Raw genomic sequence first — 13,848 nt, 5'->3', positions numbered from 1 at the left:
AACCAAAAAAGGCCACCGATTATTGATCGGCAGCCTAATGCTTAATCCAACAAATACTTCTCCACTTCTGCCACATCCGGCAGGGCAATCGACTCATCCGTGAACTTGAACATGCGGAAGTTCACTTCCTGATCCATATAACCAGCACCCGGAATCGGTACGATAATCCACGTCTGATACTGGTGGATCAGTCCGTCGGTGCCGATCCAGAAGGTCATTTTTACAGTGGTCTCTTTCAGGATGCTCTGTAGATCACTGCGTCCAGCGAGTTCTTGGCGGAGTGGCTCGAACAGCGGACTTGTGGAGTTGGCGAGCCAATCAGTACCGGAGATCTTGATCTGATACGGGGTACAGATGGTGCCGATCACCTTTTCCTCAGGCAGTACTGAGGCCTGATCGAGGAACGGCAGCCAGTCTTCGAAGCCGCGGGTGACGTCCAGCTCCAGCGGTTCTTCTTTGGCGGTGATCCAGTAGTCACCTTTGCGGACGTAACGCTTGTCCTTGTTGCGGTAGTATTGATAATCCTGGGTGGCGATGCGGCCGTTGACCAGATAGCCGTCCGGGTTGACCACGACGCCGTTGAACATGCTGGTCGTGGTGCGGGAGAGGATCGTGTTTTTCACATAGCCGTCATACCAGAACTTTTGGTGTTTCGGATTGGTTTTGTGATCCTTGATCGCTTTGATCAGGGCTTCTTTGGCCTCACCGGGAGCGGCTGGCTGGAGATTCTCTTCGGGGCTTGTGACCTCTTGAGCCTCTTTGGTATCACTGGCAAAAAGCTTTGGACCCGATTCGTAGGTGCAGCCGCCGAGCAGGGTGGCCAGGCTGATCACCAGACCGAGGACGAGTGGCTTTTTCAGGTTAGACATAGCGGAACCTCCTTACGACACCGTACACGAGCAACCCGACGGAGAGGACGACCGCGATCGGGAGCACCGGGATATTGTGACGCTTGAACACATAGATGCGGTGAGTGTTGTAGACTGAGGCGACGATTTCATTTTCCTTGTCGCCGTCCACATCGCCTACCTGGACGTTGATCAGTGGGAGATACATTTTCCATGTCTGTTCAAGACCATCCGGGGTGTACTGGAAGCCGGACAGATAGCGGCGGTCGTAGGTGCTTACCCAGCTGCGGGCTTTGGCGATGATCTCTGGGTCTTGGCTTGCGCCTACCCGGGCAAAGTTGGAGAAACGGAAGCTCTTGTCGTGTGGATCGCTTGTCCACAGAATCTCCCATTTACCGCCAGCTTGCGGCTTGAGGATGTAGGATGGGACATTGGCGACGAGCAACTCGTCTGTCTGGTCGTGGTCGATGTCTGCCACGATCAGCTCGGCGGTGGCGAGACCGTTGATTTGTTTGCGGTCGAGGCTGTAGGCTTCTTCCACGCGGCCACCTTGTCCGATGGTGAGGATGGAGATGTGCTCGCCCATCACGATCAGACCTTCACGACCGCCCGGCAGTTGCATGGTATCGAGGATCTTAGTCGCCTGGGTCGGCATAGAAAAGGATTGGCCTTCATAATGGCCGGACAGGACGCCGTTTTGGATTTTCAGGGAGGCGTATTTGCTATCCTTCGGGAAGACATGGCGCTGATCCATGACACCGCCGTTTTGCTTGAGGATTTCGTCGATGTTCTGTATGTCCAAGAGGAATGCACGGATCGGGGAAGTACCGATCTGCATGATTCCCTCGGTGTAGGATTGGCGCTGTACCTGTGGGATCAGCTCATCCCCTTTGGACACATAATACGGGAAGCCCGGGTAATCGACCGGCATCTGTTCTTTGATGCGCGCCAGATCTTCTTCCTTGATCATATTGGTGGGAACGCGGATCATCCGACCGTTCTCATAACGAAAGGCATACAATGCAAGCGGTTCTGGCTTGAGTGTAAGCAGCTCGTCTGCCAGTTCTTTTCGATCGTCGTCGGTCTGTGGGATGGAATCATCCTTCGGCTCGTCCGGCACTTCCTCGACGTTGCCATAGGTGATGATCTCCATTTGATTGTCGTGGTTGACGTCATACAGGCCAAGTGGCAGATAATCGATCCACTCGCCCTGATAGAGACGGTCTGACTGCCACTGAATCGTAAAGTGGTTCAATACCAGCAGATTTTCACGGTTAAAAGTAAAATTGGTCAGGCACGCAACCGCGACGAGTGCGAGAATCGCATTCCACTGGAGCTTGCCGTAGAAGCGGGCGAGGAGGGCGATCCCGATGATCGCAACCAGCGCAGTACCGATCAGCGTAAGTGTTGTATCATTGTCGAGCCGCGTCAGGGAGCGGTCGAGGATGAGGAAGCCGATGGTAAAGACCAGCACCTGCTTGCGCTCGGCAGGCTTTGGCAGGATCAGAGCAAGCCCCATCACCGGCAAGAAGAACACCAGTGCCAAGAGCGATCCGTCCAAAAAGGCAGGTTTGACGACCAATTGATACGATACAAATAAGACAAACGCGTACAACGCCCAATAAATGGTTGGTAACCTAAACAGCTGTCGCATACGATATCACCTTCTTCTCATGTCTTCAAAACGCAGATTGACCGTGACCAGCGCGGCGAGCATACCACCGATCAGCCAGAAGTAGGTGCTCATGAACGGTACTTCGAAGATATTCTCTACCATATTGTGGAGTCCAACGGCAAACAGGCCGCAGAACAGACCAAGCCCGAGGAAAAAGTGCGGGCCCTCCCGCCATTTGAGCACGGCTTTATACGCATAGCGCACCACCATGGTCATCAGGACCAAGAGGAAGGTGACACCTAATAGCCCGGTTTCGGCAATCGTTTTGAAAAAGTAGCTGTCAGCATAGATCGTACCGAAGTGACGCGAACCGACCGCACCGCCGTAGTGACCCAGACCAGCGCCAAAGAGAGGTTCATAGCGCATGTTGTGGTAGGAGTTCTCCCAGCGGGCCAGACGACCATTGGCCGAGCTTTTTTCGAAGTATTCTTCGGAGAACAGGCTCGTAATCCGGTTCTGCACTTTACCGAGCAGTGGGGTTTCTTTAGGAACGACGAGCACGACGAGAGCACCGATCAGAGCGGCGATCAAGGCGTAGCGCCCGATTTTTTTATTCCATGCAGAAGCGCCGACGATCAGCACGAACAGAAGCGCGAACCAAGCGCCACGAGAACCGGTGAAGACCAGGGCAGCCAGGGTGGTCAGGGTGACGATTCCCCAGATGATCTTTTGCTGACGAGTCCGAGCGGCCAGCACCAGACCAATCCCGATTGGTGACATGAACGCCATGAAGCTGCCAAGCACATTCGGACTGGTGACGATGGAGAAGGCACGCGTAGTGGTAGCCTCGCCTTCCTCGATCCATGCGCCAGAGGTCTGGACGCCGAGCACGACCTGCATCACACCGATGAAGGCGACGACGAAGCCGACTGCAGCCAGCACCTTGATGTACTTGTTCAGCTGTTCCGTTGATTCGATCAGGAAGAAGCCGATGAAGAAGGCCAGCACGTACTGATAGATCGCACGGAAGCCCTCGACACTCGCATCAAACTCAGCCATATCGGTAAACATCAGGCCAAGCCCCAACATGAAAAAAGCGATCAGCGGATGCTTGATCGCCGGGAGCTTCCGATGTCCTTTGTACGAGGCTAAAAAGGAGAAGGCAAGCAGGACAATCAAGACCCCTTCATCCCAAAACGATGAGACGACCGGAATGGGGAGGATGTTACGGAGTACATAGTCGATGATCGGAAAGCATAATAAAACATAGAGCCAGTTGGTAGAATCGAACGCCAACCGTTTTAACGGATTTGTATTCAAGTGAAGTCCCCCTACACATAAGTTCGACTTTAACATTATAATGAAAGAGTGAAAGGTGTAGCAACGCCTAGAGTATCAATTTCATATAATCATAAGAAATGGGAGAGCCAAACCGTGAGTCTAGTAAAAACAGCATCGATGATCGTCCTCTTAACCTTGGTGGGACGATTGCTTGGATTTATACGTAATATCTATGTATCAGATCTTTACGGCACAAATATGGAAGCGGACGTCTATATGCTGGCGCTGACGATTCCAGCGACGCTTTTTCTCGTCATACCGGGGGCCATCAATGCCGTACTGATCCCGACCATGCGCGGAATTCTGGAGAAAAAAGAGGAGGGACAGGCCCGTCTGCTCTATCATAAGATGCTGACCCTGATCTTAGTCTCCTTTACTGTATTAACCGCGTTGGGGATCTGGCTGTCACCGCAGATCGCCTCTTGGTACGGTCTCACAGGGATCAAAGCAGAGATGACCGCCCACCAGCTGCAATTGATGTGGCCGTCTGTCCTGTTCATCGGGATGATGGGTCTGTGGGCCAGTCTGGTGAATGCCCATGAGCATTATTTTACGCCGACACTGGGGACGGTGGCGAACGGAGCGGTCGTGATTCTAGCGATGTATGCGCTCGTGCCGCTCTGGGGCTTGGATGGAATCTCCATCGGTACCTCGCTTGGCTATCTGGCCGGGGCTTTGGTGATCCTGCCTACTCTGCGTAAACTGGGCTACCGGCACCGTCTGGCCCTCAACTGGCGTCAGGATGAGCATATGCGCAGCATGGGTGAGCGGGTGATCCCGATTCTGATTGGGGCGGTGATCTCGCAGTCGACCGTATTTCTGGAGCGGGGTTTCACCACAGCCCTCGGAGATGGAAAAGTGGCCGCGCTCGGATATGCCAACCAGATCGCCCAGCTCCCGATGGCGATTTTCGTCGGAGCCTTTACCCTGCCGCTGTTTCCGTTGCTGTCGAGCTACGTCAAGCGTGGCGAGATGGATCTGATGAAAGACACCCTGCAAAAAGGCTTGGCGTATCTCTTGGTGCTGCTCGTCCCGGTCACGGTCGGTCTGATCCTCTACGGTGAGCCGTTGATCCGTCTGCTGTTCGCCCGTGAAGGCGGGGCGTTCGACGAGACGAGTGTCGCCTGGACGCAGTGGGGCTTGGCTTTTTACAGCTTGGGCCTGTATTTTCTGGCGGCAAGAGACCTATTGACACGTGCGTTCTATGCGTTGGAAAACACGCGTACACCTGTCACCATCGGGGTGGTTGGCATCGCGATCTATATCGCCACCGCATATCTGACCGCCCCTGTGCTTGATCATGGCGGCGTAGCCCTCAGTATGTCCGTCTCGGCACTGGCGCAGTCCTTGTTGCTGTTCCTTTTGCTCTGGCGCAAGACAGGCAGGCTGGTCAAACCAAGCTTTGTCATGACACTGACCAAGGTGTTGATCGCAAGTGCTGTGATGGCAGGCGCGATCCTCGCCCTGAACCCATGGCTGTCAGGCTTGCAACCGATCTTCCACCTGCTCATCGGCGTAAGCGTAGCAGTTGCCCTCTATGGCGTCAGCCTGATCGTCCTGCGAGAAGAGCTGGCAAAAGAGATGATCGGCAAGTTCACCAAGCGTTTTGCGAGATCCAAACAATAACTCATAAGAATAAACGAAACCGACCACCATCTATACCAATCGTGTTAGAGGGTGCTCGGTTTTTCTTTTCTCTTTTTATCTTAGGCTATCCGATATGTGAGCAGGGAGCGCTTGGCACCCGGTCGAGAGTGAGGAGGTATTAACTGTTTGTAAGGAGACCGGCCGAACGAAGTGAGGGAAAGGCGACTGGAAAACAGTTAATACCTCCTCACTCTCCCACCCAAAGCCAAAGTCACCCCAACACATACTTTCGGATCGTCGTCGCACACCCGTCCTCATCATCAGGCGCCGTCACATGATCAGCCGCCTCCTGCACATCTTGCGGAGCCCAGCCCATCGCTACCCCGACACCCGCCCATCGCAGCATCGGGATATCATTCGCACTGTCTCCAAGCGCTAAGACTTCCTCGCTCTTAATCCCCAGCTTCTCACATACCCACGCGAGCCCGGTCGCTTTGCTCGCTTCGGGATGAACGATCATCATCTCAGGTATGCCGTCCCGATAAAGCAGGACTTGGTAGCGGTAATCCTTACAGTCAGCAGACACCGCCTGTAGCATCGTGTTCACTTCCCGCTCGCCTTTGAGGAAAAGCTGTGTCGGAGCCACGTCCAGTACCTCGTGAAGTCCTGGCACCACTTCATCGACAACCGGACGGATTTTGTACTCGCTTCCCGGATAGACGAGATTGAGCAGATTTTTGTAGGCGACGGCGGTGTAGACCATCACATTCTGTTCAGTAGCATAGGTGAGCAGTTCCTTGGCGCGTGCAAGCGGGATCGACCATGTCTTGATACAGGTACCGTCTGAATTGAAGATCTTGGTTCCAGAGCCGCAGACGGTGTATCCGTCCAATCCACATGCCTGATAAAAATCCTTGGCCGTATGCCAGCCGCGCGCCGTCGCGATGACGACATGCACACCGAGTTGTCTGGCGGCCTGTATCGCTTCCATATTAGCAGGCGAAATCGATAAGTCATGGCCTAGCAGGGTGTCATCCAGATCAATTGCAATCAGTCGAATCATAGGAGCCTCCATATATGTATAGACGTGTCAGCTACAGCAGTTTTTCCACCTGTTGTGGGTCAATCCCGAACAGATTCGGTTGGATTTCGTAGTTGTTGGCGATCTTCCACTCACCAGCGGTATAGATCAATTCATAATTCCAATAAAGGATTTGGGTACCATCGCCAGTGATTTCACCACTGGATGCATTTTTCCATTGATCGTCAAAGGTTTCCTTGACCATCAGTGTCACGGCGTCTTCGCCCTGCATTTCGAGCGAGCCGAAATCTGCTGCGAGTCCGGTCAGCTTGCCGACGAACACTTTTTTGTATTCCTCAGGGGTGTCTCTGAACGACTCTACTTCATAGACCAGATTCTCACGCACATTGCCGTCTTGGGTGAGGTAGGTCTCCAATTGTTCAAGCGACGTCTTGCTCTGGGCGTAGTTGACCCATGCCTGATTGTAGTCGAGCAGGAGCTTGCCGATCTGTTGTCTCAGCTCGTCCGAGGTGGCAAAAGAGATAGGCAGATCCAGATTTTTCTCCTGTGCCTCCAGATTGCCGACCGCTTGCATCTCGCCAAAAGGAGTCTTAGCCTTGACCATCAATTCGATGGGCTGCAGTGGTGCTGGCCCGATGGTGGCGACGTAATCGTTCCATGACTTTTCAAATATAGCGCTGAGCGGCTTGCCTTGATAGTACAGCTTGGCATTGGGATAGTTGGTGTATATTTTGATCTCTTTGGTATCCAAGTTGACGGGTACATTAGGATTGACACCGAAATCGACAGCAAATGTCAGCTCTTTTTTGATCTCACCAAACGGGCTTGGCAGGGTTGCGGTCACCTGATGATTGCCTGGGAAATAAGGACCTGCCACGTATTTGCGGCCTTCTGGGAGATTGGCTGAGCTTACAGGTTCGATCTCGACGCCTTTTTCATTTGTGACAAGTTTCGCCTGACCGGGGGCAGTAAGCGTGGCGTACATCGGCTTGACCTGTACCTGATAACGGTCAAAAAACAGCCAGTGCTTTCCCGTTTTCTTCAGGACAACGAGCGAGGGAGCAGCGTCCGCTTGGGTGAGGGAAGCAGGCAGATAGGCAGGATTGCTTTTATATTGATGCGCTTGCTCTTGCAGGTCGGTCAGATAGCGTTGGTAGGTCTGCTCGTGCTCGTGCAGGGTACGGGTGATCGCTTCGGCCTGTTCGAGCGTGAGTTCATGATGGGCATTCAGCTCATCGGGGAGAGTGAGGAGCGGAAGCAATGTGTCAGCGTCGCGCTGGGCGACAGCAATTTCGAAGGTTTTGACGACTTGTTCTGGATCACTTGCCCGCATTCCGACGAAGGCAAGGCTTGTCCCAGCGGCGATGACGGCGACCAGCGGGACGACAATTTTCCACTTCATGCAGCAATCCCTCCTGTTGTTTCTTCTCTTTTCCATTCTTAGGGATTGGGCGGCGTTCGTCAATCCCACGAACGGTCCAAAAGCCATCTTTACGAATAAGCCTGAATAAGGTAGTATAGGCTGATGATTACAACCATATCTGATAGCCTTTTTATAAGGAGTTTGTTATGCTGCGAAAAAGTCAATTCCTCAGCGGGGCTCTGATCCTCGCTGCTGCTGGTTTGTTGTCCAAAGTGATCGGGATGTTCTACCGCATCCCGCTGCAGGAGATTGTCGGCAACAGTGGACTTGGGCTGTACCAGGAAGTCTATCCTCTGTACCTGACCTTTTTGATCCTCGCGACAGCGGGTGTGCCTGTGGCGCTTTCTCGTATGATCGCGGAGGCGAAGGCAGAAGGGCGTGATGATGAGGTATCACAGATTTTGGGGCGCAGTCTGTTTCTGATGGGCTTGATTGGGGCTATCCTGTTCGCTCTGCTCTATCTGGGCTCACCGCTGATTGCCACGCTGATGGGCAATCAGCATCTGATCGGGCCGATCCGGGCCTTGTCGCTCTCGCTCTTGTTTGTTCCGTTGATCGCTGTCCTGCGCGGTTATTTCTATGGTCTGCAAAAGATGATGTTCGTCGGCGTGTCACAGGTGGTGGAACAGACCCTGCGTGTCGCATTCATCGTGATCGTCTCGATGTATCTGGTCTCGCTTGGAGAAGACACCGACAGCGTCATCACCGGTGTCAACTTCGGGACGATGGTCAGTACCGTCATCAGTATGTGTTTCTTGATCGTGCTCTATCTCTGGCATGAACGTAAAAACGACGGGGGCATCCGAAAGCTCTGGGCCGCAACACCCCTGCTCTCTGACCGTGCCTTCTATCTGAAAATGTGGCGAATCGCCTGGCCGATCTGTGTCAGTGCGCTGGTGATCCCGATTTTCAGTCTGGTCGATTCGTTCCTTGCCATCAATATTTTCCGTTATGTCTGGCATGTAGACGGGTTGACGGCGGACACATGGTTTGGGATCTACAGCAGAGGCGGCCCGCTTTTGCAGATGGCTACGCTGTTTGGTTCCTCCATCGCTTTGTCGGTGGTGCCTGCGATTGCCGAAGCGGTCAAACAAAAGGATGAGGAGAAGGTCAGTACGCTGACACGTCTCTCGTACCGGTTTGCCTGGCTGATCGGACTTCCGGCAGGTCTCGGTCTCTCCGCTGTATCCGAAGGGGCCAACCTCGCTCTGTATGGTGATGCCGATGGAACACGCGCGATGGCGATTCTGGGGATCAGTGCTGTGCCGCTTTCGCTTTTGCTTGCGACCAATGGGATCCTGCAGGGGATTGGAAAAGAAAAAATCCCAGCCAAGCATCTGGTCTGGGGCGTTCTCGTCAAGATCGTCACCACCCTGTTGTTTACCTCTTTGCTTGGCATCGATGGATTATCCATCTCATGGATTTGCGCTACGGCGTTCGTCTGTGTGCTCAATATGCGAACCATTGCCAAGCTGGTCAAGGTCGAGATGTTCTGGCGTTTTGACATGGCCTATCCACTGCTCGTCGCCAATGGTATGCTGCTCCTCGCATGGCTTGGGATGGAGGCCGTCTCCTATCTGTTGCATGCGTCCCACATGAGTCCCCGCCTGCTTGGGGCATTGGAGGCAGCTACCGGGGTCGGTATCGGTTTATTGATGTATCTGGGGATGCTGTTGATTATCCCACTGCTCACCCGTGCCGAGTTGGAGTGGATACCAGCTGGGAAGAAACTGGGACAGCTGATGGATGCACTCAAGCGCTTGAACCCACGCTCCACCCGCGAATAAACATTACCACTAACAAAGAGAAGCTCTCTGCTCACCGTAACAGGTGGGACAGAGGGCTTTTTTCGTGTGATCGTATACATACATGATCTGGGAAAAGGCGGTCATACTAAGAAATAACTGGCAGGATGTGGGGAGGTGCTGTGCGTGCATATCCTTTCGGCTGGACAATTGTGGAGTCTGATACTGTTGTTTCAGGTCGGCAGTAATATCGTCTTCGGATTCGGGGCAGGAGCCAAACAGGATGCGTGGATTGCGGCCGGGATCAGCACCATTCTAGGCGCTGCGCTCATCTATCTGTACAGCAAAATTTATGAATGGTATCCAAGACACACGTGGTCGACATTGCTTGTCCATCTGTTTGGAAGGGTTATTGGCAGGACGCTTGCCATCATCTATATTTTTTCATTCATCTATGTAGCAGGCCGGGTTATGCGTGACTTCGGCGAATTGCTCAAGACGTATATGCTGCCACAGACACCAACCGGTCTGACGATGTTTTTATTTTTATTGGTGATTTTGTATGCTTGCTATGCCGGTTTGGAGCGAATGGGACGACTGGCGGAGGTCAGTATCTTTTTCATCCTTGGATTGTTGACCTTGCAATTTTTGTTTTTGCTCAGCTCAGATGTGCTTGATTTCGTATGGATGTACCCGATGGGGGAGGACTGGAGGGCGATTATGGCGACGGTGTTCCCACTGGGGGTGTCGGTTCCATTCGGGGAAACGCTGGTTTTTGCGATGTTTTGGTCCGTTACGGTGAACCCAAAATCATTCAGGCGCTCAGCGTTGCTGTCCACGTGTATGGTTGGACTTTTGTTTATCGTGCTGGATGTGACAGCCATCTCGACGATTGGCCCGTACTTGTTCAGCAGGACCCTGTATCCGATGTTTACGATGTTTCAGATGACCAGTGTGGCCGATTTCTTGGACAACCTCGATCCGTTTGTGGTCATCAACTTGTTGATTGCCGGGATGTTTAAGATATTTATTTTCACCTATGGGGCGTGTGTCGGCATTGCCAATCTGTTCCGCCTGTCGGACTATCGTGTCACCATTGCGCCGATCGGTGTACTCATCTGGCTGCTTGCCGCCTATATGACCAAAAATATTTCCAGCCATGTCTTCGTCGGCCTCCAGTGGGTGCCATGGGTGATGTGGGTTCCTTTGTTTATGCTGATCCCATTGGTCGTCGGGGTGGTGGCCTGGTTCAAGAAAAAACATGCTGCAGGAGAGGAGGATGTCCCTCATGAACGATCGAAAACCATCCATCCATCTTGAAGATCTCAACGTGTTTCGGGAGGAGGTCAAGCAACGGTTGGGTAATACACCTGACCTGATTTTTCGGCATGTGAAAAATTATCTGGTCGTCTATATCTCTGGACTGGCCGATCAGGAGCGGATTGAGCGTGAAATCGTCACACCGATCTCTCATTCCAACCGATTGAGCAATGAGGTCGTCAAATCACCCAATCTGCGCGAAACCAATGAGATAGAGATCCTCGTGCAGGCCCTGCTCGCCGGAATTGTGGTGGTGGCCCGAAAAGGCGGGAGCCGTGTGATCCTGGCCAATCTGGCTGCTGCTCCTCACCGTGGCATATCCGAACCACAGACAGAGGCGGTCATCCGCGGTCCGCGGGAAGGCTTCACCGAGATGCTGGAGCTCAACATCGCACTGATCCGCCGACGCCTGCATACCGACAAGCTGCGGATGAAGTACTGGAAGGTGGGGCAGTTTAGCCACACAGAGGTTCGTCTGCTCTATCTCGAAGGTGTTGCCCAGGAGAGCGTAGTCGAGGAGATGTCCAGACGTATCGAGGAGATCCGGATCGATGCGGTGCTGGAGAGCAACTATATCGAAGAGCTGGTTCGTGACCATCCGCTCAATATTTTTCCGACGATGCAATTCACCGAGCGTCCCGATGTCGTGGTGGGCAATCTGCTGGAGGGAAAAATTGCGGTGCTGGTCGATAACTCACCGTTTGCTCTATTGGCGCCGTTTCAGTTCTGGGCAGCATTTCAGGCGAGTGAAGATTACTATATCAATTTCAACTCAGCTACCTTTATCCGGCTGATCCGCGCTATTTTTATTTTTATTGCCCTGTTATTTCCCTCGTTCTATGTAGCGATCACTACGTTTCATCAGGAGATGCTGCCGACGAACCTGTTGCTGTCGGTGGCGGCGGCGAGGGAGACGACACCCTTTCCGGCGATTATTGAGGCCTTGATGATGGAAGTTACCTTTGAAGCCTTGCGCGAAGCAGGGGTGCGTCTGCCGCGTCCGGTGGGTCAAGCGGTCAGTATCGTCGGGGCGCTGGTTATCGGTCAAGCAGCGGTGCAGGCGGGGATTGTATCCGCTCCGATGGTTATAGTCGTCTCGGTCACAGGGATTGCCTCTTTTACGATTCCACGGTATAACATGAGCTTTTCGTTCCGGATTCTGCGTTTTATCCTGATCATCTTGGCGGGGACGCTCGGGCTGTTTGGCATCGTGTTTGGCTTGATGATGATCGCGATCAATCTGACAGGCATGCGGACGCTGGGTGTGCCGTATCTGGCGCCAGTGGCTCCTATGACTCCATCTGGTTTAAAAGATTTGCTGATCCGTGCTCCATTCTGGCTGATGAACCGCCGTCCGCCACAATCCGTCAAAGAGAACGAAATCCGCGTTCCAATCAATCAAGGGGTCACCCAAAGTGTCTTCGACTTTCAAAATCTGCCACTAGCCAATCAAAGCCTCAAATCCGACTCTGGCACAGGCAAAAGCAGCTCTGGTGCGGGTTCTGATCTTTCTGGGCAAGGGCAAGGTGGAAGCGTATGAGAACGTCAGCTTATCTTTTTTCCGTACTTCTGTTACTCACAAGCACGCTGCTGGGCGGTTGCTGGGACCGGCGTGAGATCAATGACGTTGCTTTCGTCATGCTGACCGCGATGGATAAGGGCAAAAAGGAAGGTACCTACACGTCATATATCCAAGTGGCGGTGCCAGTCAAAATGGGTGGGGGACAGGCGGGCTCCTCTCCGGGTGGCAAAGGGGAGAAGCCCTACATGACCTTGCACACCACCGGAAGAAATCTGGACGAGATGCGGATCGAAGGGGAACGTCAACTCTCCCGTGACATGTCGGTTGCCCACAGGCGTGTGCTGATGATTGGAGAATCCTTGGCGAAGAAAGGAATCAAACCCATCCTCGACACGATCTCCCGCAATCCAAAAAACCGCCTCCGTACCATGCTCGTTTTCACCAAAGGCATGGATGCCAGGGAAATGATCTCGATGAAATACGATCTGGAGCCTTTCCCCTCAGAGGTGTTCCGCGAGATGATTACACGCAAGGGCGATACTCCGACGACCATGCGGGACTTTTTCATAATGGCGACGACACCAGGGGTACAACCGGTGGCGTCAGCGTTCTCCAGGAGGGGAGTGGAGCACTCACACACCACCTTGGAAAGCATTGCGATCTTCAGAGATTTTAAGCTGGTGGGCTATGTGGATGAGGGGCAGGCGATGCTTCTTAACAGCCTGCTGGGTCGCACGACGCTGGGGATTATCAAGGTTCATCTGGATGATGTGCCTGGGCACATCTCGATACAACTGGGTAAGCTCCAGACCAAAGGGGATGTCAAAATCCAAGGGGACGAGCCCCAGTTCCAATACAAGGTACAAGCAACCGGCCACATCACCGAGAACACTACCAATCTGGATCTCTCCAATCCGAAATACGTCTCACAGATCAATAAAGAGTTTCGGCAACAGCTCAAGGATGGCTACGACAAGCTGCTCAAATCGCTGCAAAAGCAATACAAAGCAGACAGCATCGGGCTTGGCACCTTAATCTACCGCAGTAATCCCACCTACTGGAAAAAGATCGAGAAGCAATGGCCCAAGCTGTTCACCAAGCAAAAAGTCCAATGGAGCATTAACGCCAATGTCCGGGAGATCGGTGTGACAGGCCCACCGCTTGCCTTGCCGGATGATGAGGTGAAAAAATAATGTGGATGCAGATGTTTTTTTTCACGATTCTCATAGTGGTGCTCACCCTGCAGCAGATTACGTACTGGTGGGCAAAGGGGCTGAAGCGGGAGAGTAAGGTTGTCTTGGGCTGGATGGTTCTGGCCTGGATGGTCGGCTTGCTGTTTATTGGAGGGATCGAACTACCAAGCCCTGTCTACGTGATCTTCCCCGAATGGAAATAGCGGAAATAA

Annotated in this window: 11 protein-coding genes; 6 read left to right on the top strand and 5 right to left on the bottom strand. The window is 53.1% G+C overall.

Features of this window, described 5'->3' with window-relative positions; translation table 11 throughout:
• Positions 1–41: 41 nt before the first annotated feature.
• Genes FGI41_RS17240 through FGI41_RS17230 form a run of 3 tightly spaced genes read right to left on the bottom strand, consistent with a single transcriptional unit; the run spans position 42 to position 3,783 of the window.
• Positions 42–869, bottom strand: a complete 828-nt coding sequence (locus FGI41_RS17240; protein WP_139491586.1) for a hypothetical protein — start codon at positions 867–869, stop codon at positions 42–44.
• The gene (locus tag FGI41_RS17235; RefSeq protein ID WP_139491585.1) at positions 862–2,502 is read right to left on the bottom strand and encodes a hypothetical protein; all 1,641 of its coding nucleotides are present in this window, start codon (positions 2,500–2,502) and stop codon (positions 862–864) included. Before FGI41_RS17235 ends, FGI41_RS17240 begins: the two co-directional genes overlap by 8 nt.
• A 6-nt stretch (positions 2,503–2,508) precedes the next feature.
• Positions 2,509–3,783, bottom strand: coding sequence for an O-antigen ligase family protein (locus FGI41_RS17230; protein ID WP_255298518.1), 1,275 nt, complete (start codon positions 3,781–3,783; stop codon positions 2,509–2,511).
• A 114-nt stretch (positions 3,784–3,897) separates the two neighbouring features.
• On the opposite strand from FGI41_RS17230, the gene murJ reads away from it, so the two are divergent.
• Positions 3,898–5,430, top strand: coding sequence for a murein biosynthesis integral membrane protein MurJ (murJ, locus tag FGI41_RS17225; RefSeq protein WP_139491583.1), 1,533 nt, complete (start codon positions 3,898–3,900; stop codon positions 5,428–5,430).
• A gap of 232 nt (positions 5,431–5,662) precedes the next feature.
• Here murJ and FGI41_RS17220 read toward each other — a convergent pair whose 3' ends face one another.
• Both FGI41_RS17220 and FGI41_RS17215 read right to left on the bottom strand, forming a co-directional pair.
• The gene (locus FGI41_RS17220; RefSeq protein ID WP_176560327.1) at positions 5,663–6,454 is read right to left on the bottom strand and encodes an HAD family hydrolase; all 792 of its coding nucleotides are present in this window, start codon (positions 6,452–6,454) and stop codon (positions 5,663–5,665) included.
• A gap of 31 nt (positions 6,455–6,485) precedes the next feature.
• Entirely contained in the window at positions 6,486–7,835 is a 1,350-nt protein-coding gene (locus tag FGI41_RS17215) for a TcaA second domain-containing protein (RefSeq protein WP_139491581.1), read from the bottom strand.
• A 167-nt stretch (positions 7,836–8,002) separates the two neighbouring features.
• On the opposite strand from FGI41_RS17215, the gene FGI41_RS17210 reads away from it, so the two are divergent.
• The 5 genes from FGI41_RS17210 to FGI41_RS17190 all read left to right on the top strand — a co-directional run bounded on the left by FGI41_RS17210 (position 8,003) and on the right by FGI41_RS17190 (position 13,839).
• Positions 8,003–9,643: a putative polysaccharide biosynthesis protein gene (locus tag FGI41_RS17210; protein WP_139491580.1), complete on the top strand. Its 1,641-nt coding sequence runs from the start codon at positions 8,003–8,005 to the stop codon at positions 9,641–9,643.
• A gap of 144 nt (positions 9,644–9,787) precedes the next feature.
• Positions 9,788–10,921 (top strand): GerAB/ArcD/ProY family transporter, encoded by a 1,134-nt coding sequence (locus FGI41_RS17205; RefSeq protein ID WP_176560326.1) that lies wholly within the window; start codon positions 9,788–9,790, stop codon positions 10,919–10,921.
• Positions 10,890–12,461: a spore germination protein gene (locus FGI41_RS17200; protein WP_139491578.1), complete on the top strand. Its 1,572-nt coding sequence runs from the start codon at positions 10,890–10,892 to the stop codon at positions 12,459–12,461. The genes FGI41_RS17205 and FGI41_RS17200 overlap by 32 nt, the downstream gene beginning before the upstream one ends.
• On the top strand, positions 12,458–13,636 hold the full coding sequence (locus FGI41_RS17195) for a Ger(x)C family spore germination protein (RefSeq protein ID WP_139491577.1): 1,179 nt from the start codon (positions 12,458–12,460) through the stop codon (positions 13,634–13,636). The genes FGI41_RS17200 and FGI41_RS17195 overlap by 4 nt, the downstream gene beginning before the upstream one ends.
• On the top strand, positions 13,636–13,839 hold the full coding sequence (locus tag FGI41_RS17190) for a hypothetical protein (protein ID WP_139491576.1): 204 nt from the start codon (positions 13,636–13,638) through the stop codon (positions 13,837–13,839). The genes FGI41_RS17195 and FGI41_RS17190 overlap by 1 nt, the downstream gene beginning before the upstream one ends.
• The last annotated feature ends 9 nt before the right edge of the window (positions 13,840–13,848 follow it).

The sequence above is a fragment of the Brevibacillus dissolubilis genome (assembly GCF_006170445.1).
Lineage (GTDB): Bacteria > Bacillota > Bacilli > Brevibacillales > Brevibacillaceae > Brevibacillus_B > Brevibacillus_B dissolubilis.
Note: the sequence above shows the minus strand (reverse complement) of the source record. Positions and strands in the feature narration are given on the sequence as shown.